Source organism: Actinomadura atramentaria DSM 43919, assembly GCF_000381885.1.
Classification (GTDB): domain Bacteria; phylum Actinomycetota; class Actinomycetes; order Streptosporangiales; family Streptosporangiaceae; genus Spirillospora; species Spirillospora atramentaria.
The window spans coordinates 132,262-157,323 of sequence record NZ_KB907216.1; the positions used below are offsets into that span (position 1 = coordinate 132,262).

General features: G+C 75.0%; 24 protein-coding genes and 1 pseudogene. 10 read left to right on the forward strand and 15 right to left on the reverse strand.

The window, feature by feature from the left end:
• Nucleotides 1-23: 23 nt before the first annotated feature.
• The 7 genes and pseudogenes from pucD to uraD form a co-directional block, all read right to left on the reverse strand.
• Nucleotides 24-2,309: a xanthine dehydrogenase subunit D gene (pucD, locus tag G339_RS0121655; protein WP_019633158.1), complete on the reverse strand. Its 2,286-nt coding sequence runs from the start codon at nucleotides 2,307-2,309 to the stop codon at nucleotides 24-26.
• Nucleotides 2,306-3,661: an 8-oxoguanine deaminase gene (locus G339_RS34815; RefSeq protein WP_019633159.1), complete on the reverse strand. Its 1,356-nt coding sequence runs from the start codon at nucleotides 3,659-3,661 to the stop codon at nucleotides 2,306-2,308. Before G339_RS34815 ends, pucD begins: the two co-directional genes overlap by 4 nt.
• Nucleotides 3,658-4,128: a (2Fe-2S)-binding protein gene (locus G339_RS39975; protein ID WP_019633160.1), complete on the reverse strand. Its 471-nt coding sequence runs from the start codon at nucleotides 4,126-4,128 to the stop codon at nucleotides 3,658-3,660. Before G339_RS39975 ends, G339_RS34815 begins: the two co-directional genes overlap by 4 nt.
• The gene (locus tag G339_RS0121670) at nucleotides 4,129-5,004 is read right to left on the reverse strand and encodes an FAD binding domain-containing protein (RefSeq protein WP_019633161.1); all 876 of its coding nucleotides are present in this window, start codon (nucleotides 5,002-5,004) and stop codon (nucleotides 4,129-4,131) included. It lies immediately after the preceding gene.
• A gap of 15 nt (nucleotides 5,005-5,019) precedes the next feature.
• Nucleotides 5,020-5,901 carry a factor-independent urate hydroxylase gene (pucL, locus tag G339_RS0121675; RefSeq protein ID WP_019633162.1) on the reverse strand — a complete coding sequence of 294 codons (882 nt, stop codon included), beginning with the start codon at nucleotides 5,899-5,901 and terminating at the stop codon, nucleotides 5,020-5,022.
• Entirely contained in the window at nucleotides 5,902-6,207 is a 306-nt protein-coding gene (gene uraH / locus G339_RS39980; RefSeq protein ID WP_205625610.1) for a hydroxyisourate hydrolase, read from the reverse strand. It lies immediately after the preceding gene.
• Between the two features lie 93 nt (nucleotides 6,208-6,300).
• Nucleotides 6,301-7,110, reverse strand: a pseudogene (gene uraD / locus G339_RS39985) (2-oxo-4-hydroxy-4-carboxy-5-ureidoimidazoline decarboxylase); the annotation flags it as partial.
• On the opposite strand from uraD, the gene G339_RS0121690 reads away from it, so the two are divergent.
• Complete coding sequence (locus G339_RS0121690; protein ID WP_019633164.1) at nucleotides 6,995-7,234, forward strand: hypothetical protein; 240 nt, start codon at nucleotides 6,995-6,997, stop codon at nucleotides 7,232-7,234. The pseudogene uraD and the gene G339_RS0121690 overlap by 116 nt on opposite strands.
• Before the next feature lie 12 nt (nucleotides 7,235-7,246).
• Here G339_RS0121690 and G339_RS0121695 read toward each other — a convergent pair whose 3' ends face one another.
• Nucleotides 7,247-8,083: an alpha/beta fold hydrolase gene (locus tag G339_RS0121695; RefSeq protein ID WP_019633165.1), complete on the reverse strand. Its 837-nt coding sequence runs from the start codon at nucleotides 8,081-8,083 to the stop codon at nucleotides 7,247-7,249.
• A gap of 71 nt (nucleotides 8,084-8,154) precedes the next feature.
• On the opposite strand from G339_RS0121695, the gene G339_RS0121700 reads away from it, so the two are divergent.
• Nucleotides 8,155-8,658, forward strand: coding sequence for a MarR family winged helix-turn-helix transcriptional regulator (locus G339_RS0121700; RefSeq protein WP_019633166.1), 504 nt, complete (start codon nucleotides 8,155-8,157; stop codon nucleotides 8,656-8,658).
• On the opposite strand, the gene G339_RS0121705 is transcribed toward G339_RS0121700, so the two are convergent.
• The 6 genes from G339_RS0121705 to G339_RS0121730 all read right to left on the reverse strand — a co-directional run bounded on the left by G339_RS0121705 (nucleotide 8,613) and on the right by G339_RS0121730 (nucleotide 14,588).
• Nucleotides 8,613-9,539: an NAD-dependent epimerase/dehydratase family protein gene (locus G339_RS0121705; protein WP_019633167.1), complete on the reverse strand. Its 927-nt coding sequence runs from the start codon at nucleotides 9,537-9,539 to the stop codon at nucleotides 8,613-8,615. The genes G339_RS0121700 and G339_RS0121705 overlap by 46 nt on opposite strands.
• Complete coding sequence (locus G339_RS0121710; RefSeq protein WP_019633168.1) at nucleotides 9,536-11,035, reverse strand: class I adenylate-forming enzyme family protein; 1,500 nt, start codon at nucleotides 11,033-11,035, stop codon at nucleotides 9,536-9,538. The genes G339_RS0121705 and G339_RS0121710 overlap by 4 nt, the downstream gene beginning before the upstream one ends.
• A complete protein-coding gene (locus G339_RS0121715; RefSeq protein WP_019633169.1) occupies nucleotides 11,032-12,183 on the reverse strand; it encodes a cytochrome P450 in 1,152 nt (383 codons plus the stop codon). The genes G339_RS0121710 and G339_RS0121715 overlap by 4 nt, the downstream gene beginning before the upstream one ends.
• The gene (locus G339_RS0121720; protein ID WP_019633170.1) at nucleotides 12,180-12,971 is read right to left on the reverse strand and encodes a glycosyltransferase family A protein; all 792 of its coding nucleotides are present in this window, start codon (nucleotides 12,969-12,971) and stop codon (nucleotides 12,180-12,182) included. Before G339_RS0121720 ends, G339_RS0121715 begins: the two co-directional genes overlap by 4 nt.
• Nucleotides 12,971-13,972: a 3-oxoacyl-ACP synthase III family protein gene (locus G339_RS0121725; RefSeq protein ID WP_019633171.1), complete on the reverse strand. Its 1,002-nt coding sequence runs from the start codon at nucleotides 13,970-13,972 to the stop codon at nucleotides 12,971-12,973. Before G339_RS0121725 ends, G339_RS0121720 begins: the two co-directional genes overlap by 1 nt.
• A 175-nt stretch (nucleotides 13,973-14,147) precedes the next feature.
• Nucleotides 14,148-14,588: a DUF3592 domain-containing protein gene (locus tag G339_RS0121730; protein ID WP_169514771.1), complete on the reverse strand. Its 441-nt coding sequence runs from the start codon at nucleotides 14,586-14,588 to the stop codon at nucleotides 14,148-14,150.
• 221 nt (nucleotides 14,589-14,809) lie between these two features.
• Between G339_RS0121730 and G339_RS0121735 the strand changes: the two genes are divergently transcribed.
• Together G339_RS0121735 and G339_RS39050 are read left to right on the forward strand one after the other, a co-directional pair.
• Nucleotides 14,810-15,778 (forward strand): alpha/beta hydrolase, encoded by a 969-nt coding sequence (locus G339_RS0121735; protein WP_019633173.1) that lies wholly within the window; start codon nucleotides 14,810-14,812, stop codon nucleotides 15,776-15,778.
• A gap of 81 nt (nucleotides 15,779-15,859) precedes the next feature.
• The gene (locus G339_RS39050) at nucleotides 15,860-16,366 is read left to right on the forward strand and encodes a hypothetical protein (protein WP_019633174.1); all 507 of its coding nucleotides are present in this window, start codon (nucleotides 15,860-15,862) and stop codon (nucleotides 16,364-16,366) included.
• A gap of 169 nt (nucleotides 16,367-16,535) precedes the next feature.
• Here G339_RS39050 and G339_RS0121745 read toward each other — a convergent pair whose 3' ends face one another.
• Complete coding sequence (locus tag G339_RS0121745; protein WP_019633175.1) at nucleotides 16,536-17,387, reverse strand: hypothetical protein; 852 nt, start codon at nucleotides 17,385-17,387, stop codon at nucleotides 16,536-16,538.
• 234 nt (nucleotides 17,388-17,621) lie between these two features.
• Between G339_RS0121745 and G339_RS0121750 the strand changes: the two genes are divergently transcribed.
• From G339_RS0121750 to G339_RS0121775, 6 genes are all read left to right on the forward strand, one after another.
• Nucleotides 17,622-18,878 carry a cytochrome P450 gene (locus G339_RS0121750; RefSeq protein WP_019633176.1) on the forward strand — a complete coding sequence of 419 codons (1,257 nt, stop codon included), beginning with the start codon at nucleotides 17,622-17,624 and terminating at the stop codon, nucleotides 18,876-18,878.
• A 57-nt stretch (nucleotides 18,879-18,935) separates the two neighbouring features.
• The gene (locus G339_RS0121755; RefSeq protein WP_019633177.1) at nucleotides 18,936-20,093 is read left to right on the forward strand and encodes a steroid 3-ketoacyl-CoA thiolase; all 1,158 of its coding nucleotides are present in this window, start codon (nucleotides 18,936-18,938) and stop codon (nucleotides 20,091-20,093) included.
• A 197-nt stretch (nucleotides 20,094-20,290) separates the two neighbouring features.
• Nucleotides 20,291-21,547 carry a cytochrome P450 gene (locus G339_RS0121760; protein WP_019633178.1) on the forward strand — a complete coding sequence of 419 codons (1,257 nt, stop codon included), beginning with the start codon at nucleotides 20,291-20,293 and terminating at the stop codon, nucleotides 21,545-21,547.
• Nucleotides 21,548-21,728: 181 nt separating this feature from the next.
• Nucleotides 21,729-23,018 (forward strand): glycosyltransferase family 4 protein, encoded by a 1,290-nt coding sequence (locus G339_RS0121765; protein ID WP_026341662.1) that lies wholly within the window; start codon nucleotides 21,729-21,731, stop codon nucleotides 23,016-23,018.
• A gap of 43 nt (nucleotides 23,019-23,061) precedes the next feature.
• Nucleotides 23,062-23,823: a class I SAM-dependent methyltransferase gene (locus tag G339_RS0121770; protein ID WP_240489872.1), complete on the forward strand. Its 762-nt coding sequence runs from the start codon at nucleotides 23,062-23,064 to the stop codon at nucleotides 23,821-23,823.
• The gene (locus G339_RS0121775) at nucleotides 23,813-24,946 is read left to right on the forward strand and encodes a prenyltransferase (RefSeq protein ID WP_019633181.1); all 1,134 of its coding nucleotides are present in this window, start codon (nucleotides 23,813-23,815) and stop codon (nucleotides 24,944-24,946) included. The genes G339_RS0121770 and G339_RS0121775 overlap by 11 nt, the downstream gene beginning before the upstream one ends.
• Nucleotides 24,947-25,062: the final 116 nt, after the last annotated feature.

Sequence of the window (25,062 nt, forward strand, 5' to 3'; positions counted from 1 at the left end):
GGTGCGCCCTTCCCATCCTTCCCTCACCCGACGATGTGCTCGGGCCGGACCGGCACCCGGGTGAGCGCCTTGCCGGTCGCGTCGCGGATGGCCGCGACGATCGCGGGCGTGGAGGACAGGGTCGGCGGTTCGCCCGCGCCCCGCAACCCGTAGGGCGCGTTCGGGTCGGGGTACTCCAGGATGTCCAGGCGCATCGGCGGCATGTCGAGGATGGTCGGAATCAGGTAGTCGGTGAACGACGGGTTCCGCACGACGCCGCCGGACACGACGATCTCCTCCATGACGGCCAGCCCGAGGCCCTGCGCGGTGCCGCCGTGGATCTGGCCCTCCAGCGACAGCCGGTTCATGATCTTCCCGACGTCCTGGACGGCGGCCAGCTCGACGACCTTGACCAGGCCGAGTTCCACGTCCACGTCCACGACCGCGCGGTGGACGCACAGCGCGAGCTGCGTGTGGCTGTCGCCCTGCCCGGTGACGGGATCGAGCGCGGTCGTGCGGCGGTGGTGGTACTCGCGGGTCTCCTCGATCGCGTCGTCCCCGAGGATCTCCGCGACGGACGCGACCGCGCCCGCCGCCCGCGAGACGACCACGCCGCCGGAGACCGACAGGTCGTCGCGGCCGGTGCGCCGCGCGGCGCGCGCGAGCAGTTCCGCGCGGACGGCCTCGCATGCGGCCTTCACCGCGCCGCCCGTCATGTACGACTGGCGGGACGCGCTGGAGGACCCCGCGTCCCCGACCGCGTTGTCGGCGGGCGCGATCGTCACCCGGTCGACGCCCAGCTCGGTCCGCGCGATCTGCGCCTTGAGCGTGACGAGCCCCTGCCCGACCTCGGCGGCGGCGGTGTGGACGAGCGCGGCGGGCTCGCCGCCGATCACCTCCAGCCGGACACGGGCGGTGGAGTAGTCGTCGAAGCCCTCGGAGAAGCAGATGTTCTTGATGCCGACGCCGTATCCGACGCCGCGCACGACGCCCTCGCCGTGCGTGGTCTGCGCGACGCCGCCCGGCAGATTCCGCAGGTCGCTCGCATCGGCGGCGGGCGGCGGCGGCATCGCGTCCACCCGCTCCAGCATCGCCGCGAGCGGCGCCGGGGAGTCGATGACCTGCCCGGTCGCCATCCGCGATCCCTGGCTGACGGCGTTCCGCCGCCGCACCTCGACGGGCGTGAGCCCGCACGCGGCGGCGAGCCGGTCCATCATCGACTCGTAGGCGAAGCACGCCTGGACGGCGCCGAACCCGCGCATCGCGCCGCACGGCGGGTTGTTGGTGTAGACGCCGACCGCGTCGATCGCGATGTTCGGGATCTCGTACGGGCCGACGCCGAGCGACGCGGCGTTGCCGGTGACGTTCTCGGTGGACGACGTGTACGCGCCGCCGTCCAGCACGATCTCGACGTCCGCGTACAGCAGCCGGCCGTCGCCGGACGCGCCGTACTCGTACCGCATCCACGCCGGATGCCGGTGGACGTGCCCGAAGAACGACTCCTGCCGGTTGTACGACATCTTCACCGGGCGACCGGTGCGCAGCGCGAGCATCGCGGCGTGGATCTGCATGGACAGGTCCTCGCGCCCGCCGAACGCGCCGCCGACGCCCGCCATCGTCATCCGGATCTTGTCCTCGGGCAGGCCGAGGCAGGGGGCGATCTGCGCGACGTCCTTGTGGATCCACTGCGTGGAGACGTACAGGTCCACGCCGCCGTCGTCGGCGGGGACGGCCAGGCCCGATTCGGGGCCGAGGAACGCCTGGTCCTGGATGCCCACCTCGAACTCGCCGCTGACGACGACCTCGGCCGCCTGCTTCGCGGCCGGGACGTCCCCGACGCGGATCGGCTGCCGCCGCACGATCCCGCCGCGCTCCTGGACGCGGTGCGCGTCGGGATCGGCGGCGACGGCGCGCGCGTCGGTGACGGGCTCCAGCACCTCCCACTCGACGGCGATGTCGGCGAGCGCGCGCCGCGCCGTCTCGGGGTGGTCGGCGGCGACGAGCGCGACCGGCTCGCCCTGGTAGCGGACCTCGTCCGACGCGAGGACGGGCTGGTCGGGGTGGTCGAGGCCGAAGACGGGCCGGCCCGGCACGTCCTCGTGCGTCAGGACGGCGTGGACGCCGGGCCGCGCGAGCGCCGGGGCGGTGTCCAGCGCGCGGACGCGGGCGCGCGGGTGCGGGCTGCGCAGCGTCGCGCCCCACAGCATCCCGTCCGTCCACAGGTCGGAGGCGTAGGCGAACTCGCCGGTGACCTTGAGGGTGCCGTCCGGGCGGACCGGGCTGTCCCCGACGCCGCCCCGGCCGGGCGCGGCCTTCGCCGGGGACGTCACAGCACCTCCCGGGCGCGGTCCATGAGGCGGCGGTGCGCGGCGGCCCCGCGCCGCGCCGCCTCGTCCTGCGGGACGGTGACCAGCTCGTCGCCGCGCACGACCGGGCGGCCGCCGACGAGCAGCAGGTCCAGCGGCGGCGTCGCGCCGAACGCGAACGCGACGACGGGGTCGTCGACCGCCGCGTGGAACCCGTCCAGCCGCCACAGCGCGATGTCGGCGAGCTTGCCGGGCTCCAGCGTGCCGATCTCGTCGGCGCGGCCGAGGCAGCGCGCGCCGCCGAGCGTCGCCGCCTCCAGGGCCTGGCGGGCGGTGAGCGCGGTCGGGCCGTACCGGGCGCGCTGCATATAGAGCGCCTGGCGGACCTCCCCGGCGAGCGGGACGAGTTCGGCGGACGCGGACCCGTCCACGCCGAGCCCGACCGGCGCGCCCGCCGCGAGCAGGTCCGCGACGCGCGCGATGCCAGAGCCGAGCCGCGCGTTGGAGCTGGGGCAGTGCGCGGTGCCGGTGCCGGTCGCGGCGAGCCGCGCGACGTCGCCGTCGTGCAGGTGGACGCAGTGCGCGAGCCACACGTCGGGGCCGAGCCAGCCGAGCGAGTCCATGTACTCGACGGGCGTCATGCCGAACTCGCGGCGCGTGTAGTCCTCCTCGTCCAGTGTCTCGGCGAGGTGGGTGTGCAGGCGGACGCCGTTCGCGCGGGCCAGCTCCGCCGACTGGACGAGCAGGTCCTTGGTCACCGAGAACGGCGAGCACGGCGCGACCGCGACGCGCAGCATCGAGTCCGGCGACGGGTCGTGGTAGGCGTCGATCGCCGCCTCGGTCGCGGCGAGGATCGTGTCCAGGTCCTCCACGGCCTCGTCCGGCGGCAGCCCGCCGCGCGACGCGCCGAGGTCCATCGACCCCCGGCACGGGTGGAACCGGACGCCGACCTCGCGGGCCGCCTCGACCTCCGCCGCGAACAGGTCGCCCCCGCCGCGCGGGAACAGGTAGTGGTGGTCGGTGGACGTCGTGCAGCCCGACTTGGCGAGCCACGCGAGCCCGGCGGTGGCCGCGCCGTGGACGACCTCGGCGTCCATCCGCGCCCACGGCCGGTACAAGGTCGTCAGCCATTCGAACAGCGTCGCGTCCGGCGCGAGGCCCTGGCTGGCCCACTGGTACAGGTGGTGGTGGGTGTTGACGAGGCCGGGCGTGGCGAGGCGCCCGGTGGCGTCGATCCGCTCCGCGCCGGGCGCGTCCGGGGCCGGGCCGGGGCCGACGGCGGCGATCCGGCCGTCCTCGACGACGATGTGGCCGTCCGGGTGCTCCTCGCCCGCGACCGTGACGACGTGGGCGTGCTCGATGACGGTCCGGTTCACGCCGTCGCCTTCCGCCGGGCGGCGAGGCGCACCGCGTCCAGGATCTTCTCGTAGCCGGTGCAGCGGCACAGGTTCCCGGCCAGCGCCTCGCGGATGTCGGCGTCGCTCGGGTCGGGGTCGCGGGCGATGAGCGCGTGCGTCTGCACGACGAGTCCGGGCGTGCAGAACCCGCACTGCACCGCGCCCGCCTCGACGAACGCCTCCTGCACCGGGTCGAGGCGGCCGCCCTCGGCCAGGCCCTCGACCGTCCGGACGCGGCGGCCCTCGGCCTGCCCGGCCGCGACCAGGCACGCGCAGACCGGCACGTCGTCCAGATAGACGGTGCAGGACCCGCATTCGCCCTGCTCGCAAGCGTTCTTCGAGCCGGGCAGGCCCATCCGCTCGCGGAGCAGGTAGAGCAGGCTCTCGCCCTCCCACACGTCGTCCACGGTCTCGGCGGACCCGTTGACGGTGACGTTGACGCGCATCTACGACGCCTCCCTCGCTGTGTCGGCCCGGTGCTCGTCCCACGCCCAGCCGAGCGTGCGGCGGGCGAGGACGGACAGGGCGTGCCTGCGGTACGCGGCGGTGCCGCGCACGTCGTCGATCGGGGCCGCCGCCGCTCGGACGAGTTCGCCGAACTCCCGCGCGACGCCGGCGTCGAGCGGGCCGCGTCCGGCCCAGTCCAGGCGGGCGGCCAGGAACTCCTCGGCGGCGGCGGCGCGCAGCGGCGTCGGCCCGGCCGAGCCGACGCCCGTCCCGACCGCGCGCCGGACGGGGTCGAGCGCGAGCGCGAACGAGCAGACGGCGATGACCATCGCGTTCCGCGTGCCGATCTTGGCGAAGTACTGCGGGCCGGGGGCGGGCGGGACGCGGACGGCGCGGATCAGCTCGTCCGACTCCAGCGCGTTGCGCTTCACACCGGTGAAGAAGTCTCCGACCGGGATCGTCCGGACGCCGCGCGCCGCCGACTCGACCTCGACGGCCGCGCCGCCCGCGAGCAGCGGCGGGTGGCCGTCGCCCGCCGGGGACGCCGCGCCGAGGTTGCCGCCGAGCGTCCCCCGGTTGCGGATCTGCGGGGAGCCGACGGTGCGCGCGGCCTGCGCGAGGCCGGGGAGGCGGGCGCCCAGCTCGTCGATGATCCGCGCGTAGGGGACGCCCGCGCCTATTCGGAGCACGGGGCCGTCTTCCTCCCAGTCGCGGAGTTCGGCGATGCCGGACAGGTCCAGGAGCGCGGCGGGGCGGCGGACGTCGAAGTTCAGCTCGACCATGACGTCGGTGCCGCCCTGCAGCGGCAGCGCGCCGGGCCGCGCGGCCTTCGCGGCGAGCGCGTCTGCCCAGGTGGCGGGGCGCAGGAAGTCCATGCCGACCAGCGTCCCTCAGGTCCAGGCGGACGGCGCGTCCGGCGCGTCGTCGGTCGTGACGGTGCCCTCGATCAGGCCGTACGGGCGGTCGGCGGCGTAGAAGACCTCGCCGGGGTTGTCCAGGCCGAACGGGGCGAGGTCGACGTCGAAGTGGTGCTTGTTCGGCATCGCCATCCGGACCTCGCACAGCTCCGGGCACTGCGTCAGCGCCCGGCGGCCCATCGCGTACAGCGTCTGCTGCAGCGAGCGGCTGTGGGTTCCGGCGAACGCCTCCAGCAGGCACCGCCGCGCCTCGGCGAACGACGCCGCCCAGTCGGCGGCCGTGTCGCGGTGCCGCCAGCGGGCCGTGACCTCGGTGGCGAGCACGCGGTCGTCGGTGGGGGGAAGGGTCGTGTACTCGTCCTGGACGAAGCCGTGGAACTCGCTGCCGGTGGAGTTGAGGACGACGAGGTTCTTCAGGCCCGACACCACCGTTTCCTGTCCGCCGGTGCCGTCGCTGTGGACGAGCGTGGTGCGGACCTCCGTCCCGGCGCGGACGAACGAGTGCCGCCGCGCGTCGCCGGGCACGATCACGCGGTCCCAGCCGTACTCGTCGATCTCCACGCGGGCGTGGTGGATCGTCGGCTGCGCGTCCACGAAGTGGCGGGCCAGCAGCAGCGCGAAGTCCTCGATCTCCCCGATGCCGTGTTTGCGGGCGAACGCGAAGACCGTGTTCTTCTGCGCGTCCGTCGTGAGGACGGCCGCGTTGTCGCCCGTCAGGTGGACGTCCTCCATGTCGCCGGACAGGGCGATGCTGACGTTGAGGTCCTTGAGGTGGTGGACGGCCCCGTCGCGGGAGACGCGGACGACGCGGGTCTCCGCCTTCCCGTAGCGGTTGGGACCGAGAACGATGGCCATCTAGCTCCCTCGGTAGGTGGAGTAGGCGAACGGGCTCAGCAGCAGCGGGACGTGGAAGTGCCCGCCCGCGGCGAGAACGAACGCGACGGAGACCTCCGGGAAGAACGGCGACCGCCCGGCGCAGTCGAACACGAGCCGGTACGCGCCCGGCGGGGTCGCCGTGCCGAACGAGCGGACGCGCCCGTCCTCGTCGGTGGCGGCGGCGGCGACCCGCCGCCACTCCCCCGCCGCGTCCCTTCGCTCCAACGTCACGGGCGTCCCCGCGGCGGGCCGCCCCGCAGCCGCATCGAGCACATGCGTGGACAGCGTCGGCGCGGGGCCGGGCGGCGGGCCGGTGTCCGGCGCGGCGCGCTCGGACGGCGGAGCGTGGTCGCGGCTCGGCGGGGCGGGCGCGGTCGTGAGGAGGCGGTCGAGGCGGAGGGCGGTGATCTTGGCGAGTTCGGTGCGGACGACGGCGCGTTCGGCGGCGGGGTCGTTGCCGAGGCGGGCGCGCAGCGCGGCGAGCAGCGCGCCCGCGCCGAGGCCGGTCGCGCAGACGAGGTAGACGTGGCCGAACTCCGCTTCGTAGGCGCGGTTGCCGGCGGCGATCTCGCGGCGGAGGGCGGCGTCCGCGCCGTCCATCCCGGCCTGCTCGCCGCGCGACCAGGCGGCGTCGCGGCCGTCGCCCGTGGCGCGTTCGCCGATGCGGGGGTGCGCGGCCAGGGCCTGTTCGACGTCGGGCCAGTCGAGCCGGGCGAGGACTCCGGCGGACGCGGCGTGCAGGTCGGCCGCGTCCGCGTAGGGCCGCCGCCCGGCGACCTCGGCGGCGAACGCGGCGGACGCGCAGCAGGCGAGCAGCGCGTCCCGGGCCGCCTGCGCGGGCAGCGCGTTGAACGCGTCGAGCGCTCCGCGTGTCGCGTCGGTCAACGGCGTCCCTCCCAGCGTCCGGCGTCCTGGCAGCAGTACACCGCCGCGCGCCCGGCCGGATCGAGGGACGGACCTCCGAACCGGCGCGCCGCGCCGGGAGGGCTTTCGTGCGTTGCTCCAACGCGTTCCTGACCATTGATGTAGCCACAAAGCGGATTTACAGGGAGTTATCGGGTAGTCGTCTCCCATGCCGAGACGCAAGTGTCGCCACACCCATGTCCAGGGCGAGGACCACGGCCTCATCGAGACCCAGGGGATCAACGCCGGCAAGCCGATCGACGACCCGCCGCCCACCGGCCGCATCGAACACGCGCCCCCGCCGCCGGAGCACCCGGCGACGGCGGGCGACCTCTACGACGAGCGCGTCGGCCTGCCCGGCCAGCTCCCGGGCTACCCCGGCCTCCAGCGCTCCATCGACACGAGCTGACCCGACGGCCGGTCAGGTGCGGACGGCGTCGAGCAGGGGCAGCAGCGCCGCCGCGAACGCGCGGGGGCGGGCGGTGTTGCCGTTGTGGCCGCCGGGGAGGACGGCCGGGGCCGTGCCGAGCAGGTCCGCGAGGATGACCGCGCAGCGGCGGTCGAAGACGTGCGGCGGCGTCGCCGCGCCGAGCGCCGGGACGATGTCTACCGGGCAGTCCGCGAGCGCCGACGCGGCCAGGCCGTCGTCGATGACGGCCGGGAACTCCCGCTCGATGAAGTGGGCGAAGTTCGCGCGGCGCTGTTCGGTGAGGGGCTGCGGGGTGACGTCCGGCTCCGTCCCGGGGTCGTGCGGGTCGATGCCGAGCGTCGCCGCGATGGCGGGGAGCACGGCGGCGAGGCCGTCCGCGCGGTAGGTCGCGCGCAGGCCGTCGAGTTCGGCGCGGTGCCGGGCGGCGTCGGCGGCGGGCAGCAGCGACGGCGCGACGGGCTCGAACGCGATCAGCCGGCCGAGCAGGTCCGGCCGCCGCACGGCCAGGTGGAGCCCGATGACGGCGCCGATGCTGAGGCCGAGCATCGTCGCGGGTCCGTCCGCGAGCGCGTCCAGGAGCCGGGCGGCGTCGTCGGCGTGCCGCACGAGCGACGCGGGGGCCGCCGGGTCGTCGGGGACGCTGCGCGACAGGCCGCGCCGGTCGTAGGTGAGGACGGTGTGCCGCGCGGCGAGATGGGCGGCGAGGTCGGCGCTGCGTCCCGCGTCGCCTTCTCCGCTCTCGGAGATCAGCAGCAGCGGCCCGGTGCCGCGCAGCTCGTAGTGGAGGGTCGCGCCGGGAACGGGGAGTCGGCCCGTGGTGGTGTCCATGCCGAGGACGATAATCCATCAGAACAGATACATCAATACGGATACATCACTTCGGATGTAATCTGGCGGGCGTGAACGGAATCGAGCTGTTCCTCCTGGGCCGCACCCTCATGAAGATCGGCGAGGAGGCCATCCCCACCGGCGACGTCTCCCCCGGGGCCGCGCGCGGCACGAGCCACCGGTCCGTCCTGGTCGTCGCCGCCGACGTCCGCGAGCATCCCGGCTCCGCGATCGGGGAGATCGCCGCGCGGACCGGCTTCCCGCAGAGCAAGGTGTCCACCTGCGTCGCGCGGCTGCGCGAGGCCGGGAGCGTCGAGACGGCCCCGGACCCCGCCGACCGCCGCCGGATGCTCGTCCACCCGGCCCGGACGGTGTCCGAGCGCGTCGCGGAGGTCCGCGCCGCGCCGATCGACCGGGCGCTGGCGGCGGCGCTCGGCACCGATGACCCGGCGCGGCTCGCGGAGGTCCGCGCCGCGCTGGAGACGCTGCACCGCAGCCTGGACCCGTCCGCGCTCGGGCGGATGCGCGGTCACCAGTCGGTGGCCCCGGCGAAGGACGTCGGCGCGGGGTCGTAGCCGAGGACGGTCCGCGCGGCGGTGATGTCCAGCGTCCGCTCGACGGCCAGGTGCCCGACCGCGTACCGGGTGAGGCGCGGCGGGGACGGCCGCCGCGCCAGCAGGAACGCGCCCTCGACCGCCGCCGCCACCGGCGCCGCGAGCCGCGCCGGGACGTACACCGGCCGGGCGCGCACGCCGCGTTCGGCGAGGATCGCGCGCAGGGCGTCGTCGAGCACGACCGGCTCGGCGTCGGTCACGTTGAACACGCCGCGCCCGACCGGCCCGGTCGCGGCGAGCGCGCACGCGGCGGCGAGGTTGCCGACCGAGGTCAGGCTGACGAGCTGCCGTCCCGTCCCGGCCGCGACGAGCAGCGGCCCGCGCACCGCGCCGAGCACGCGCGGCAGCAGCGTCGTGTCGCCCGGCCCGTACACGGCGTGCGGCCGCAGCACGATCGCCCCGCGCCCCGCCGCGACCCGTTCCGCGGTCGCCTTGGACGCCCCGTACGCGTTGACGTACCGCGCGACGGGCGCGGCGTCCTCGGTCGCGCGGACGGTCGGCCGCGCCGGGTCGTACACGCTCGCGGTGCTGACGTGGACGAACCGCGCGTCCGGGAACGCCGCGAGCGCCGCCCGCGTCCCGCCGACGTTGACGGCGAACATCTCCGCCGCGCTCCCCCAGTCGGTGACGCTCCCCGCGCAGTGGACGACCGCGTCCACGGCCGGGAGACCGCGCGGCGCCGCGCCCGTCAGGTCCCACGCCCGGTACGGCGCGCCCCCGACGTGCGCGGCGGCCACCCGCGCGCGCCGCCCGAACGCCGCGACCGCGACGCCCCGCGCGACGAGCTCCCGGCACACCGCACCCCCGACGAACCCCGACGCCCCCGTCACCGCGACCCTCATGCCGCGCCTCCGGCGACCAGCTCGCGCAGCAGCGCCCGGTCCAGCTTGCGGGACCGCCCCGAGCGCGGCAGCTCCGGCAGCACCACGACCTCGTCCGGCAGCGCCGCGTGGTCGAGCACGCCGGGCAGGCGGCGGCGCAGCTCGGCCGGGTCCGCCGTCCCGGTGACGGCGAGGACGACGCGCTCGTCGCCGGTCGCCGCGTCCGGGACGCCGACGATCGCCGCCTCGGTCACGCCGGGCAGCGCCGCGACCGCCGGTTCGTACAGGCCCGGGTACAGGTTGAACTTCCCCCGGATCAGCATGTCCTTCTTGCGGCCGGTCAGGACGATCCGCCCGCCGTCGAGCCGCGCGAGGTCGCCGGTCGCGAGCCGGTCCAGCGGCGGTTCGCCGAGGTAGCCCAGGCACAGGTTCGGCCCGGACAGCAGCAGTTCGCCGTCCGCCGCGAGCGCGGCGTCGGCCAGCGGCGCGCCGAGCAGGTCCCCGGCCGCGCCGGACTCGGTGTGCGCGAGCTTCTCGGCGGCCGACGCGACCGCGACCGGCAGGATCTCCGTCATCCCGTACACCGACAGCACCTCGGCGGTCGGCGCGGCGGCGACGGCGCGGCGCAGCAGCGCGGCGGGCGCGGGCGCGGCCCCGAGCAGGACGTACCGCAGCGTCTCGGGCAGCCGCGGCCGGACGTCCAGGACGTCGGCGAGGTGGACGGGCACGCAGAACGTGTGCGTCGCGCCGCGCGCGGCCAGGTCGCGCGCGAACCGCTCCGGCGTCCCGCCGAGCGGCGGCAGCGACCAGCGCGCGCCGACGAGCAGCGCGGGCAGGCCCAGCATGAGCTGGTCGGTGTGGACGGTGTCGCCGGGCCCGAGCGGGAGCCGCGCCCGCAGGACGTCGAGCGCGGCGGCCAGCGACGCCTGCGTGTGGACGACCGCGCGCGGCCGCTCGGTCGTCCCCGACGTGAAGATGACGACGGCGGGCGCGTCCGGCGGCCCGTCCAGCCCCGGCTCGGGCGCCGGGCCGCGCAGGATCGCCCCCAGCGACAGCGCGCCGCGCGGCACGCCGGGCAGCCGCGGCCCGACGCGCACGTGCCGGGCCGCGCCGAGCCGCGCCAGGTCGGGCAGCGCCAGCCCGCGCCGCCGCGCCAGCGCCCGGCCGACCGCCGAGCCGCCCGCCGCGTACAGCAACGACTCGGCGGCCGACCACGTCGGCGCGGCGAGCCGCAGCCGCGCGGCGAACATCTCCGGCCCCGCGCCGGGGTCGGCGAACACCACGACGCCGCCCGCCGCGACGGCGCCGAGCGCGAGCACCAGCGACGCCGGGGACGGCCGCACCGAGAACAGGACGCGCTCCCCCGGCCGCAGTCCGGCGGCCATCAGCCCGTGCCGGACGGCGAGGACGCGGCGGCGCAGCTCCCCGAAGGTCAGCTCCGCGCCGTCCCCGGCGACGAGCGCGACGTCCCCGGGCGCGGCGGCGGCCCGGTCGAGCAGGCGGCGGACGAGCGTCATGGCGTTTCCCTCCGGACGGTGAGCCGCCGGTAGGCGGGCAGCAGGACCCGGCGCGCGGCGGCGCGGCCGGTGACGGTGAGCGGGGCGGCGTCCAGCAGCGTCCCGGCGACCGCGCGGACCTCCGCGAGCGCGAGCGGGTAGCCGAGGCAGAAGTGCGGTCCCGCGCCGAACCAGAGCCGGCGCAGCTCGGGCGCGGCGGGGCGGGCGGGCGCGAACGGCCCGGCGGCGCGGCAGCAGGTGTGGGTGGCGATGACGATCCGGTCGCCGGGCGTCACGCGCGTCCCGGCGACGGCGGCGGGCCGGTGGACGCTGCGCAGCATCACCGGAGTCGGGGTGGTGACGCGCATCGCCTCGTCGATCGCGCCGTCCAGCAGCGCGCGGTCGCGGGCGACGGCGTCGAGCGTCCCGCTGTCGTGCAGGAGCGCGACCAGGCGCGGCAGCAGCGTCGCGACGGTCTCGGTGCCGGTGAGGAAGAACGCCCCGGCCGCGCCGCGCGCCTCGGCGGCGGACAGGCCGAGGGCGCGCATCCGGCCCATCACGGTCCGCTCGTCCCCGGCGGCGTACGCGGCGGCGGCCGCGTCGCCGAGCGGCGCGAGGACGGCGCGGGCGCGCGCGACCTGCGCGGGCGTCAGCCGCCGGGTGCGCAGGGACACGAGCGCGGTGATCCGCTCGCCCTCGGCGTACAGGCGGCGGTGGTCGGCTCCGTCCAGGCCGATGACGGCGGCGATGACCGCGCCCGCCGCGGCCTTCGCCGCCGCGACGACGTCGACCTCCGCTCCGGCGCGCAGGCGCGCGGCCAGCTCCGCCAGCGGCCCGGCCAGCACGCGCCCGCACAGTTCGGCGGTGTTCGCGGGCGTGAACAGGCCCGCGAGCTTGCGGCGCAGCTCGCGGTGCGCGTCGCCCTCCATGTTGAGGAGCACGGACGGGCCGAGGACGGGCGTCCACAGGTCGCCGGGCGAGCCGGGGCCGTCCTTGCGGAACGTCGCGCCGTCCAGCAGCACGTCGCGGGCGACCGCCGCGTCGTTCACGACGACGCCGACGCCGGGCACCCGCACGACCGGCCCGGCGGCGGCGAGCCCGCGCAGCAGGGGGTACGCCACGGGATGCGCGGCGAGGAACAGCCGCCGCTCCCAGGTGTCGGCGTTCATCGCGCGCCCTCGTGCTCGACCGGCCGGAGATGCCGTGGCCGGATGTCCACGACGTCGGGCCGGTACCGGTGGTCGGCGTACCAGCCGAGCGTCCCGACGAGCCCGAACGCGCGCAGCCGCCGCACCGACCCGTACACGACCACGTCCCGGCGCAGTCCGTACGCGGCCGTGACGCGCCGGACGCGGTTGACCAGCGCCCGGTCCTCGTGGACGTCCTCGATGCGGGTGCGCGGGAACCCGCCCGACCGCTCGTACAGCGCGGCGGTCAGCGCGACGTTGCAGCCGGGCATCATCACGTACGGCCCAAGTGCGAGCGGGTCGCGGTTGCCGGACCGCAGCCGCCCGAACAGCGCGGCGGTCCCGATGACGGCCGGGAGCAGCCGCCGCTCCCACCACTTCAGCGGGAACTCGTCGGTGCGGGGCCGCAGCGGGCCGCTGACCATCTCCAGCCCGTCGCCGAACGCGCGCTTCACGGCCGCGACCCAGTCGCGGTCGGGCAGGCAGTCCGCGTCGGTGCGGGCCAGGTGCGTCGCGCCCGCGCGGATCGCGGCGCGCATGCCGGTGTCGGCGGCGGCACCGGTGCCCTTCTGGGCTTCGCCGACGAGCCGCAGATCCAGCGTGGGGTTCGCGGCGGCGAACGCGCGGACGACCGCGACGGTCCCGTCCGTACTCCCGTTGTCCACGACGAGGACGGTGAAGTGCGGATCGGTCTGCTCCGCGAGCCGCGCCAGCGTCGCACCGACCGACTGCTCCTCGTCGTAGGCCGGGACGATCACGAAGAGCCGCATCACAGCTCCGCGAACAGCACGCCGAGGCTGACGCCGCCCGCCAGCCCGAGCAGCGCGACGCGGTCGCCCGAGCGGCAGCGCCCGTCGGCCAGCGCGGTCGCGAGCTGGAACGGCAGGCTCGCGGACGCCAGGTTCCCGTGCTCGGGCAGCGTCACGACGAGCTTGCCGGGCGGGATGTCCAGCATCGACCGCAGGATCTCCAGGTACGGCAGCGTCACCTGGTGGACGGCGACGACCGCGAAGTCGTCCCAGGTCAGGCCGGTCTTCTCCAGCGCCGTCCGGAAGATCTCCGGCCCGGCGGCGACGAACGCGTCCTTGAGCCGCCGCCCGTCGCCGCTGAAGTAGGTGAACTCCGGGTCGCGCGGGTGCGCGGACCCGCCGCCCGGCAGCGTCCCGATCCCCCACGCCGCCGACACCGCCGCGAAGTCGCGGTAGAACACGCCGCCGTCCGGCGCGGCCTCCAGCAGGACGGCCGCGCCGCCGTCCGACAGCGTGTAGCCCGCGAACGCGTCCACGAACGCGGCGCGGTCGCGGACCCGCCACCGCACGGCGCGCGACGGGCTCTCCCCGGTGCAGACCAGCGCGCGCTCGGCCTGGCCGGTGCGGATCAGCGCCTCGGCCGTCTGCAGGCCGTTGAGGAAGCTGTTGCAGGCGTTCTTGACGTCGAAGACCGGGCAGGACGCGCCGAGCTTGGCCGCGACGATGTGCGCGGTCGCGGGCTCGATCATGTCCTGCGACGCCGAGCCGAACACGAGCAGGTCCAGCGCGTCCGGCGGCAGCCCCCGGTCGGCGAGCGCGGCGCGGGCCGCCGCGACGGCGAGGTCGGACGCCTGCGCGCCGTCCGGCAGGACGTGCCGGGTCCGGATGCCGGTCATGCGCTCGACGATCGTCGGCAGCGGGCGGAAGCCGTCGCTCGCGGCGGCGACGCGCGCCTCGACCTCGGCGCTGGTCATCGTGTCCGGCGGCAGGTGCGCGGCGACGGCGGTGATGCGGGCTCTCACGGGGGCTCCCCGGGGTGACGGTCGGCGCCGCGCCGGGCGGCGGGCGTGCGCCCAGCCTCGTCCGGCGGCGCCGCGCCCGACAGAGCACCGCAACCCGCTCAAATACGAGCAAACAACCCCAAGTCAGAACTGAGTATCCGGACGGAGTCCCGCCTGAGCACCCGCCGGGCCCGCGTCACGACAACTTCAGGTACCAGAAGGTCGCGGCCCCGGCGGCGAGCGCCAGGAACAGGACGATGCTGAGCACCAGACCCAGCCAGTTACCGAAGCCGCCCGAGCCGAGCATCGCCTCCGGCCGGACCCGGTCGGGGTTCGCCGGGTCGTACACGACGACGATCTGCTCCCCGGGCCGGAAGCGGACGCGGCGCGTGCCGACCTCGCTGACCGCCTGGCGCTCGTACCCGTCATCGCCCCGGTACCGGACGACCGGGTGGTGGACGTACTGGCCCGAGCCGGGGTTGCTGCGCGACGGAACCCAGGTCGCCCCGACATCGACGACCACACCCCACGCGCGGTGGCCGCGGGTGCGCAGTCCGCGTCGGCCGGCGATGGAGCGAACGCACCGTACGACGAACACCAGCGGGGCGACCGGGATGATCGTTAGGACGACCAACACGAACATTGCGGACCTTCCGTCCTGCCAGGGGGAGCACACGGGCCGGAATCGGCCCATCGTAGTGCGGTGCGCCCGCCGCGCCACGCGGGCTTTGCCCGATTTGGCAGGTTTGTGGGTTGGCGACCGTTTCCCACTGGTGACGTGAGGGGCGCGGACCGGCGGCCGTCCGCACCGCGCACGCGCGGACCCGACCGGCCGTCCCACCGTCCCGAGGAGGAGGCATGGCCGAGACGCTCACCCGCAGGGAGATCATCCTGGAGCCGTCGGCGCAGGAGTTCGCCGACGCCAACGCCGAGCGCCCCTACATCTACGAACTGCCGCCCGAGCAGGGCCGCCAGGTGCTGGAGGACCTGCAGACCGACACCGGCGTCCCCAAACCCGAGGTGGACGAGGAGTGGATCCAGGTCGAGGGCGGCCCGACCGGCACCGTGCCCGTCCGGATCGTCCGCCCGCCCGGCGCGACCGGGACGCTCCCGGTGATCCTCTACGTCCACGGCGCGGGCTGGGTGTTCGGCTCCGCGCGGACGCACGACCGGCTGGTGCGGGAACTGGCCGTCCGCGCCGACGCCGCCGTGGTGTTCCCCGAGTACGACCGCGCGCCCGAGGCGCGGTACCCGACGGCGGTCGAGCAGTGCTACGCCGTCGCGCGGTGGATCATGCGGCACGGCGCGGACAAGGGGCTGGACGCCGACTTCACGGCCGTCGTCGGGGACTCGGTCGGCGGGAACATGGCGACCGTCCTGACGATCATGGCGGCCGAGCGCGGCGACGTCCGGTTCCGGAGCCAGGTGCTGTTCTACCCGGTCACCGACGCCGACTTCGACACCGAGTCCTACCGCGAGTTCGGCGAGGGCTTCTACCTGAACCGCGACGGCATGAAGTGGTTCTGGGACCAGTACGCGCCCGACCCGGCCGTACGCGCGGAGGTCCACGCGTCCCCGCTGCGCGCGAGCGTCGACCAGCTCCGCGGCCTCCCGCCGTCGCTGATCCTCAACGGCGAGGCGGACGTGCTGCGCGACGAGGGCGAGGCGTACGCGGCCAAGCTCCGGCAGGCCGGGGTGGACGTGACCGCCGTCCGGCTCGGCGGCATGGTCCACGACTTCGCGATGATCGACGCGCTGCGCGACAGCCGCGCCAACCAGGCGGCGATGGAGCTGGCCACCACCGCGCTCTACGACGCGCTGCACTGACCGCGTGTTCAAACGCGTGTTTGGGCCCGCCGATCGCGGCGAGGGTGGAGGCGAGAAAGCTCCAGAAGGGGGGCACGGATCATGGCCCGACAGGAAGACGAGCCGGAGTACGTGAACGACGGAATCCTCGACCCCGCGCAGACCCTCGACGGCGCGCCCACCGAGGACCCGCTGGACGAGGGGATCACGGTCCCCGAGCACTGGTCCACGGTCGAGCGCTTCGGCGCGACGGCCGAGGAGCAGCAGCAGGGCGAGACCCTCGACCAGCGGTTCTGGCAGGAGGAGCCGGACGCGGTGCAGGACACCGACGCGTCGGAGGTCGGCGAGTGGGTCTCCGACACCGAGGCCAAGCCGGGCCGGGTGGTGCCCGCCGACGACGGCGACGGCGAGCTGCTCGGCCGCGAGGTGCCGAGCGTGCGCGGGTTCGGGCCGGAGGACGACGCGATGATCGTCACCGACGAGGACGCCGACCGCGCGGCGGTGCCCGAGGACCCGCCGGACGAGAGCCTCGCGCAGGCCGAGGCGGCGCAACAGCGCGAGATGGAGCGGGACGCGGCGTCCGACTCCGACCCGAACGTCAGCGGCTGACCCCGGCCCGCCCCCGGCCGCGCACCCGCGCGGCCGGCTCCGCGCTCCCCGGGCGCGGTCAGGTCCCGATAGAAGCCGCTGGACCCCGCGCGGGCCGTGCCCGGGCGCGGTCAGGTCCCGGTAGAAGCCGCTGGACCCCGCGCGCACCGGCGGCGGCGCCCGGGCGCGGTCAGGTCCGCGTCGCGGTCCCGCACTCGTCGCGCGCGCCCCGCGCGGGGTCGGTCGAGAGGTCGTACGGATCGACGGGCGCGCCGCTCGCGGCGGCCCCGCCGCCCGCCCCGTCGAACACCGGCCGCAGCAGCCCGTCCTTGGAGCCGCAACGCACCCCGGCCGCGCCGACCGCCGTCGAGCGCAGTTCGACGGCCACCGCCGGGCCCGACCGGACGATGAGCAGCGTCGTGTCGCGCCGGACGACGACCCGCGCGACCGACCCGCGCCGCCCCGGCGGCCGCACCGCGTACACGAAGACGTGCCGGGCCTTGACCCGCACGACCGTCCGTCCCCGGTCCACGGCGGGCTCGGCGGTGATCGTCCCCCGCACCTTGACGGACGGGACCGCGGCCTCCGCCGCCCCCGGCGCGAACGACGTGACCCAGACGCTCCGGTCCGACCGCCGCGCCAGCAGCCCCGCCCGCTGCGCAGGCGTCAGCAACGCGGCGAGCGCCCGCGGATCACGCCGATAGAGCGCCCGCTTGTCCAGATTCGCCGCCGACAGCATCTTCCGCACATGCCAGTAGGCGAGCGAGACCTCTTCCTCGGTGAACCCGGCCATCGCCCGCGGCCTGGGCGTGACGAGCCCGAACTCCCCGTCCGGCCACCGCGCCGCGGGCGACCCCGCGAACGGCGCGAGCGGATCGGGCGCGGCCGCCCGCGCGACAACGGGGTCGCCCACCGGTTCGGAAGGCCGAGGCCCCAGCACCACCGACATCCCGATCGCCATGACGATGTAGACGACCACCAGCACGCCGACGACCCCGGCCCGACCCGCGTTCCGGACGACGCTCCCCCGCCACACCCGCACGTCGGCACCTCATTCCCTCGCCCGCTCCAGCGGAAGAGTAACGACCCTCCACCCCCTTCGGGCGCTTTCCCCCGCTCCGACCCGCCCCACCCGAACCTCGATCAACAAGGACCTCCCGGAGCGTGGGGGAGCATGGGACCGGGGTAGAGACTTATGGTGATACCTGTGGTTAGACTCGAGTCTCATCGGCGCGGCCGGGAGGGTTTCCGGCCGTGAGCGCACTGGGGAGCACCTATGAGCCCGACCGCACTGTCCGCGACCGCACCCGCCCCCGTCCCCCCGGACTTCGACTTCTGCAGCCCCGACCTGATGGCCGAGCGGGTTCCGCTGGCCGAGTTCGCGGCACTGCGGGCCGCCGCGCGGCCGTGGTGGAACCCGCAGCCGCGCGGGCGGACGGGATTCGCCGACGACGGCTTCTGGGTCGTCAGCAAGCACGCCCACATCAAGGAGGTCAGCCGCGACCACGAGCGGTTCTCGGCCAACGCCAACGGCGCCGTGATCCGGTTCAACGCGGACTTCGACCCGGCGGAGCTGGAGTTGCAGCGCGAGGCGCTGCTGCTGCACATGGACCCGCCGAGGCACAACAAGCTGCGCCGGATCGTGTCGCGCGGGTTCACGCCGCGCGTGATCAACGGGCTGCGGGACGCGCTGGCCGAGCGCGCGGAGCGGATCGTGGCGGACGCGCGGCGGCGCGGCGGCGGGGGCGACTTCGTCACCGAGATCGCCGCCGAGCTGCCGCTGCAGGCCATCGCGGAGCTGATGGGCGTCCCGCAGGAGGACCGGGGCCGGCTGTTCGACTGGTCGAACCAGATGCTCGGCTACGACGACCCGGAATTCGACGCGGACCCGGCCTGCGCTGCGGCGGAGATCGTCGGGTACTCGATGGGCCTGGCCGAGCGCCGCCGGGGCTGCCCGGCGCACGACATCGTGACGCGGCTCGTCGAGGCGGACGTGGACGGGGCGGGCCTGTCCGACGACGAGTTCGGCTACTTCATGATCCTGCTCGCCGTCGCGGGCAACGAGACGACCCGCAACGCCATCACCCACGGCATGATCGCGTTCCTGGACAACCCGGAGCAGTGGGAGCTGTTCAAGGCCGAGCGCCCGGAGACGGCGGCCGACGAGATCGTCCGCTGGGCGACGCCCGTGACGGCGTTCCAGCGCACGGCGACGGTCGACACCGAGCTGGGCGGCGTCCCGATCCGCGCGGGCGACCGCGTCGCCATGTACTACAGCTCCGCGAACTTCGACGAGGAGGTCTTCGAGAACCCCGGCGCGTTCGACATAACCCGCTCCCCCAACCCCCACCTGGGCTTCGGCGGCACGGGCGCGCACTACTGCATCGGCGCGAACCTGGCCCGGCTGGAGATCGGCCTGATGTTCGAGGCCGTCGCGGACCGGATGCCGGAGATCCGCGCGGCGGGCGAGCCCCGGCGGCTGCGGTCGGCGTGGCTGAACGGGATCAAGGAGTTCCCGGTCCGCTACGCGTGACCCACTCAACTAGAACAGGTTACATTTCTGGTTGATTCCCCCTACCGAGGAGGCGGCATGGGCACGCCGGTGATCGTCGAGGCGACACGGACCCCGCAGGGCAAACGCAATGGCTGGCTGGCCGGACTGAAGGCGCAGGCGGTGCTCGCGCACGCGCTGACCGCCGTCGTGGACCGCGCGGGACTCGACCCGGTCGAGGTAGAACAGGTTTTCGCCGGGTGCGTCACGCAGGCGGGCGAGCAGGGCGGCCACGTCGGCCGGTACGCGTGGCTGTACGCCGGGCTGCCGTGGCAGGCGGGCGTCACGACGCTGGACGCGCAGTGCGGGTCGGCGCAGCAGGCCGTCCACCTCGCCGCCGCGCAGATCGCCGCCGGGGCCGTCGAGACGGCGATCGGCTGCGGCGTGGAGGTGATGAGCCGCGCCCCGCTCGGCAGCAACGTGCTGCCCGCGAACCCGCACCCGGCGGACTGGTCGATCGACATGCCGAACCAGTTCGAGGCGGCCGAGCGCATCGCGCGCCGCCGGGGGCTGTCCCGCGCGGACCTGGACGCGTTCGGCGCGCGCTCGCAGCGCAACGCCGCCAAGGCGTGGGCGGACGGCCGCTTCGAGCGGGAGATCACCCCGATCGACGCGCCCGTCCTGGACGCCGAGGGAAACCCGACCGGCGAGACCAGGACCGTCACCCGCGACCAGGGCCTGCGCGAGACCACCGTCGAGAGCCTGTCCGGCCTCCGCGCCGTCCTGCCCGACGGCCTGCACACGGCGGGCACGTCCTCCCAGATCAGCGACGGCGCGGCGGCCGTCCTGCTGATGGACGAGGACCGGGCCCGCGCGCTCGGCCTGCGCCCGCGCGCCCGCATCCGCGCGCAGGCGCTCGTCGGCGCGGAGCCGTACTACCACCTGGACGGCCCGGTGCAGTCCACCGAACGCGTCCTGGCCAAGGCCGGGATGGCGATCGGCGACATCGACGTGATCGAGATCAACGAGGCGTTCGCGTCGGTCGTCCTGTCGTGGGCGTCGGTCCACGGACCGGACATGGACCGCGTCAACGCCAACGGCGGCGCCATCGCGCTCGGCCACCCGGTCGGCGCGACGGGCGCGCGCCTGCTGACGACCGCGCTGCACGAGCTGGAGCGCCGCGACGCGTCGACCGCGCTCGTGACGATGTGCTGCGGCGGCGCGCTGTCGACCGCGACCGTCCTCGAACGCCTCTAGCAGCGGTCCGCCGCCGCGCCCCGCGCGCGGCGGCGGATGAGACCCTTGTCCAGACGCGAGTCTCATGTTAGAACTCGTTCTATTCAGGTATCCCAAGCAAGCGATCGGTCAACCAAGATCGACCGGAACCGCGCGGCGCGAAGCGGAACCCGGCCAAGGACCCCCCGACGGACGACCCCGAGCCGAAGGACATCCCCATGCCCGGACCCGACACCGGCACCGCCCCCGAGATCGACGTCATCGACCCGGGCGTCTACGAGCGCTCCGGCGTCCCCCACGAGCAGTTCCGCTGGCTGCGCGACCACGACGCCGTCCACTGGCACCGCGACCTCGACCCGCGCGTGCCCGGCTTCTGGGCGGTGACGCGGCACGAGGACGTCGTCCGCGTCTCCCGCGACCCGCAGACGTTCTCCAGCCACGTCCGCACCTCGATGTACGAGGAGTTCACGGACGACGAGATCCTGCTCTACGGGATGATGATGCTGTTCCAGGACCCGCCCGACCACACGCGCAACCGCGCCAAGGTCAACCGCGGCTTCACCCCCCGGATGATCCGCCGCCTCGAAGGCCACATCCGCGACATCTGCAACGAGCTGCTGGACGACGTCGTGGAGCGCGGCGAGGCCGACTTCGTCGGGGACATCGCCGCGCACCTGCCCGCCTACGTGATCTGCGAGCTGCTCGGCGCGCCCGTCGAGGACCGCGACCGCATCTGCGACTGGTCGAACCGGATCATCGGCTTCGCCGACCCGGAGCTGAACGGCGCGAAGGAGCAGGCGCGCGACTTCGCGGGCGAGCTGATGGAGTACGCGGCGCGGCTCGCCGCGCAGCGGACCGCCGACCCGCGCGACGACATCGCCACGACCCTGCTGCAGCCGGACGAGACCGGCGCGCGCCTCAGCATCGAGGAGTTCCAGCTCTTCCTGCTCATGCTCGTCATCGCGGGCCACGAGACGACCCGCAACGGCTCGGTCGGCGGCATGCAGGCGTTCTTCGAGAACCCGGCCCAGTGGGAGCGGCTGCGGGCGGACCGCTCGCTGCTGCGCACGGCCCCGGACGAGATCGTCCGCTGGACGAGCCCGATCAACCTGTTCCGCCGGACGGCCGTGCGCGACGCCGAACTGGGCGGGAAACAGATCAGGGCGGGCGACAAGGTCGTCCTGTTCTACGCATCCGCGAACCGGGACGAGCGCGTCATCGAGGACCCGTTCACGTTCGACGTCGGCCGCAACCCCAACCCGCACGTCGGCTTCGGCGGCGGCGGCCCGCACTACTGCCTCGGCACGCACCTGGCGCGGCTGGAGCTGGCGGTGCTGTTCGAGACGATCCTGGACCGGATGCCCGACATCCGGCCCGCGGGCGAGCCCCGGCGGCTGCGGTCCAACTTCGTCAACGGCGTGAAGGAGCTGCGGGTGGAGTTCATTCCGTCCGCGCGGCTGACGAGAAGGCCGTAAAGAATGCGGTTCGCCCGTTGTGGGTTGCGTGTGGTGTTGCGAACACTCTTGGACGCGATGCCCAATACCGAACCAGCCGGTAACGTAAGGTCTGGTTTCATCATCGACCCGAGGGGCCGCCGCTGCGCACGGCAGCGCGACCGCCGCGACGGACAGGAGTGATGCGTGAGCAGGGGCTGGCGTGACTGAGGCAGTTGAGCCGTCGGACGGTCCGTTGCGCGTGGCCCTGCTCTCGTACCGGAGCAAGCCGCACTGCGGCGGCCAGGGCGTGTACCTCCGCCATCTGAGCCGCGAACTGGTCGATCTCGGCCACCGCGTCGAGATCTTCTCCGGGCAGCCGTACCCGGAGCTGGACCGCGACGAGATCGTCCTCACGGCGGTCCCGTCCCTGGACCTCTACCGCGACGAGGACCCGTTCCGGACCCCCGCGCGCGAGGAGTTCCGGGACTGGATCGACGTCCTGGAGTTCGCGCACATGAAGACCGGCGGCTTCCCTGAGCCGCTGACCTTCAGCCTGCGGGCGCTGCGCGAGCTGCGCCGCCGCCGCCGCGACTTCGACGTCGTCCACGACAACCAGGTCCTCGGCTGGGGCAACCTCGGCATCGCCCGCGCCGGGCTGCCGCTGGTCACCAGCATCCACCACCCGATCAGCGTGGACCGCCGCATCGAGCTGGAGGCCGCCGAGAACCCGCTCGCGCGGTTCGGCAAGCGCCGCTGGTACGGGTTCGTCGGGATGCAGGCGCAGGTCGCGCGGCGCGTCGGGCCGGTCCTCACCGTCTCCGGCTCGTCCAAGGTCGACATCGTGCGGGACTTCCGCGTCGACCCGCGGGACATCCAGATCCTCCCGCTCGGCGTGGACACCGGCGTGTTCCACCCGCGCGGCGAGCGCGTCCCCGGCCGGATCGTCGCGATGGCAAGCGCGGACGCGCCGATCAAGGGCGTGGACGTGCTGCTGCGCGCCGTCGCCAAGGTCGCGACCGAGCGCGACGTCCACGTGGTGATCGTCAGCCGCCCCCGCAAGGACGGCCCGACCGAGAAGCTCGTCCGCGAACTGGCGCTCGGCGACCGGGTCCGGTTCGTCAGCGGGATCAGCGACGACGAGCTGGGCGAGCTGCTCGCCTCCGCCGAGATCGCCGTGGTGCCGTCGCGGTACGAGGGTTTCTCGCTGCCCGCCGTCGAGCACATGGCGTCCGGGACGCCGCTGGTCGCCAGCCGGGCCGGGGCGCTGCCCGAGGTCGTCGGGGACGCCGCGCCGCTCGTCGCGCCCGGCGACGTCGAGGAGCTGGCGACCGTCCTGCGCCGCCTGCACGACTCCCCCGAGGAGCGGGCGGCGGTCGGCGCCGCCGGGCTCGCGCGCGTGCTGGAGAAGTACGCCTGGCGGGCCGTGGCGCAGGCCACCGTCGACCACTACCGCACCGCGATCGAGCAGCGGGACTACCTGCGGCTGGCCGCGGGCCGGCGCAAGGCATGAGGGCCGCTCGCCCGAGCGTCCCCCGTACGGAAGGAGCACGACCCTGCTGACCGTGGATTTCCAGCGGTTCCGCGTGGCACCCGGCGAACGCATCATGGACATGGGATGCGGCGCCGGACGGCACGCCTTCGAGCTGTACCGCAGGGGTGCCGACGTGGTGGCCTTCGACCTGGACGCCGAGGAGCTGGACGGCGTCGAGAAGATGTTCGGCGCGATGCGGCTGGCGGGCGAGGTCCCCGAGGGCGCGTCCGCGACGACCGTGCAGGGCGACGCGCTCGACCTGCCGTTCCCCGACGACCACTTCGACAAGATCGTCGCGTCCGAGGTGCTGGAGCACATCCCCGACGACATGCGGGCGATGCGCGAGCTGCTGCGCGTCCTCAAGCCGGGCGGACAGCTCGCGGTGACGGTGCCGAGCTGGCTGCCCGAGCGGGTGTGCTGGGCGCTGTCGGAGGACTACCACACCGCCCCGGGCGGCCACGTGCGCATCTACACGCGGGCCGAGCTGGAGGCGAAGCTGAAGTCGCTCGGCTTCCGGGTGGACGGCCACCACCACGCGCACGGGCTGCACGCGCCGTACTGGTGGATCAAGTGCGCGGTCGGCGTGAACAACGAAGGCAACCCGCTCGCGAAGGCGTACCACCAGGTCCTCGTGTGGGACATCATGAAGCGCCCGCTGGCCACGCGGCTGGCCGAGCGCGTCATGAACCCGCTGATCGGCAAGAGCGTCGTCGTCTACTTCACCAAGCCCGCGACGCCGGACCGGCCCGCCGCGTCGGCGAGGGAGACCGCGGATGCGGTCTGACGACGCCGCCTCCCCGCCGTCCGTGCCGGGCGTCCTGACCGCCGACGACGTCGTCGCCACGGCGCGCAGCATCGCCCGGCAGCAGGAGCCGTCCGGCGCGATCCCGTGGTTCTCCCCCACCGGGGGCGTCGCGGGGCACGTGGACGCGTGGAACCACGTCGAGGCGGCGATGGCGCTGTCGGTGGCGGGCCTGCGCGAGCCGTCGCGCCGCGCGTACGCGTGGCTGGCGGACGTGCAGCGGGCGGACGGCTCGTGGCCCGCCAAGTGGGTGCTGGGCGAGGTCACCGAGCCCGGCGGCGAGTCCAACCAGGCCGCGTACGTCGCGGTCGGCGTCTGGCACGAGCTGGTCACCACCGGCGACGAGGACTTCGCGCGCGCGATGTGGCCGACGGTCCGCCGGGCGATCGAGTTCACGCTGGGCCTGCAGACGCGGCGCGGCGAGTTCCGCTGGATTCGGCACGAGAACGGCGAGCTGGGCGAAGAGGCGCTGCTGACCGGCTGCTCGTCCATCCACCAGTCGCTGCGCTGCGCGGTCGCGCTGGCCGAGCGGCTCGGCGAGCCGTGCCCGGACTGGGAGCTGGCCGCCGACCAGCTCGGCCACGTCGTGGCCGAGCACCCGGAGGCGTTCGCCGACAAGAGCCGCTGGTCGATGGACTGGTACTACCCGGTGCTCGGCGGTCCGGTGCGCGGCGAGGCGGCGCGGGCGCGGCTCGCGGCGGGCTGGGACACGTTCGTCGTGCCGGGCCTCGGCTGCCGCTGCGTGTCGGACCAGCCGTGGGTGACGGCGGCGGAGAGCTGCGAGCTGGTGATGGCCCTGGACGCGGCGGGCGACCGCGACCGCGCGCTGGAGCTGTTCGCCACGATCCAGCACCTGCGCCACGAGGACGGCTCGTACTGGACGGGCTGGCAGTTCGCCAACGAGGCGCACTTCCCGGGGGACCGGTCCACGTACACGGCGGCGGCGGTCGTGCTGGCCGCGGACGTGCTGGAGGGGACGTCGGCGGGCTCCCGGCTCTTCAAGGAGATCGCGGGGCGGCCGCTCGGCCCTTCGCCCGCCTCCGACCCGGCGGCGTGCGGGTGCGCGCCCGCCCCGGTCGCGGACCCGGTCCGCTCCCGAAGCTGAGGAAACGCCGGAGGCCGCCCCCGCTCGGCGGGGGCGGCCTCCGGCGTTCCCGGCGACCCGTTCCGGCGGACGGCGCGGCACCTCGGGGACGGCGGCACATCCGACGAGCGCAGCAC

Coding starts and splice junctions, on each gene's coding strand:
- G339_RS39975 (WP_019633160.1), bottom strand. CDS start 4,128: ATGCGCGTCAACGTCACCGTCAACGGGTCCGCCGAGACCGTGGACGAC.
- G339_RS0121670 (WP_019633161.1), bottom strand. CDS start 5,004: ATGGACTTCCTGCGCCCCGCCACCTGGGCAGACGCGCTCGCCGCGAAG.
- pucL (WP_019633162.1), bottom strand. CDS start 5,901: ATGGCCATCGTTCTCGGTCCCAACCGCTACGGGAAGGCGGAGACCCGC.
- G339_RS0121690 (WP_019633164.1), top strand. CDS start 6,995: ATGCCGAGACGCAAGTGTCGCCACACCCATGTCCAGGGCGAGGACCAC.
- G339_RS0121695 (WP_019633165.1), bottom strand. CDS start 8,083: ATGGACACCACCACGGGCCGACTCCCCGTTCCCGGCGCGACCCTCCAC.
- G339_RS0121705 (WP_019633167.1), bottom strand. CDS start 9,539: ATGAGGGTCGCGGTGACGGGGGCGTCGGGGTTCGTCGGGGGTGCGGTG.
- G339_RS0121710 (WP_019633168.1), bottom strand. CDS start 11,035: ATGACGCTCGTCCGCCGCCTGCTCGACCGGGCCGCCGCCGCGCCCGGG.
- G339_RS0121715 (WP_019633169.1), bottom strand. CDS start 12,183: ATGAACGCCGACACCTGGGAGCGGCGGCTGTTCCTCGCCGCGCATCCC.
- G339_RS0121720 (WP_019633170.1), bottom strand. CDS start 12,971: ATGCGGCTCTTCGTGATCGTCCCGGCCTACGACGAGGAGCAGTCGGTC.
- G339_RS0121735 (WP_019633173.1), top strand. CDS start 14,810: ATGGCCGAGACGCTCACCCGCAGGGAGATCATCCTGGAGCCGTCGGCG.
- G339_RS39050 (WP_019633174.1), top strand. CDS start 15,860: ATGGCCCGACAGGAAGACGAGCCGGAGTACGTGAACGACGGAATCCTC.
- G339_RS0121750 (WP_019633176.1), top strand. CDS start 17,622: ATGAGCCCGACCGCACTGTCCGCGACCGCACCCGCCCCCGTCCCCCCG.
- G339_RS0121755 (WP_019633177.1), top strand. CDS start 18,936: ATGGGCACGCCGGTGATCGTCGAGGCGACACGGACCCCGCAGGGCAAA.
- G339_RS0121760 (WP_019633178.1), top strand. CDS start 20,291: ATGCCCGGACCCGACACCGGCACCGCCCCCGAGATCGACGTCATCGAC.
- G339_RS0121775 (WP_019633181.1), top strand. CDS start 23,813: ATGCGGTCTGACGACGCCGCCTCCCCGCCGTCCGTGCCGGGCGTCCTG.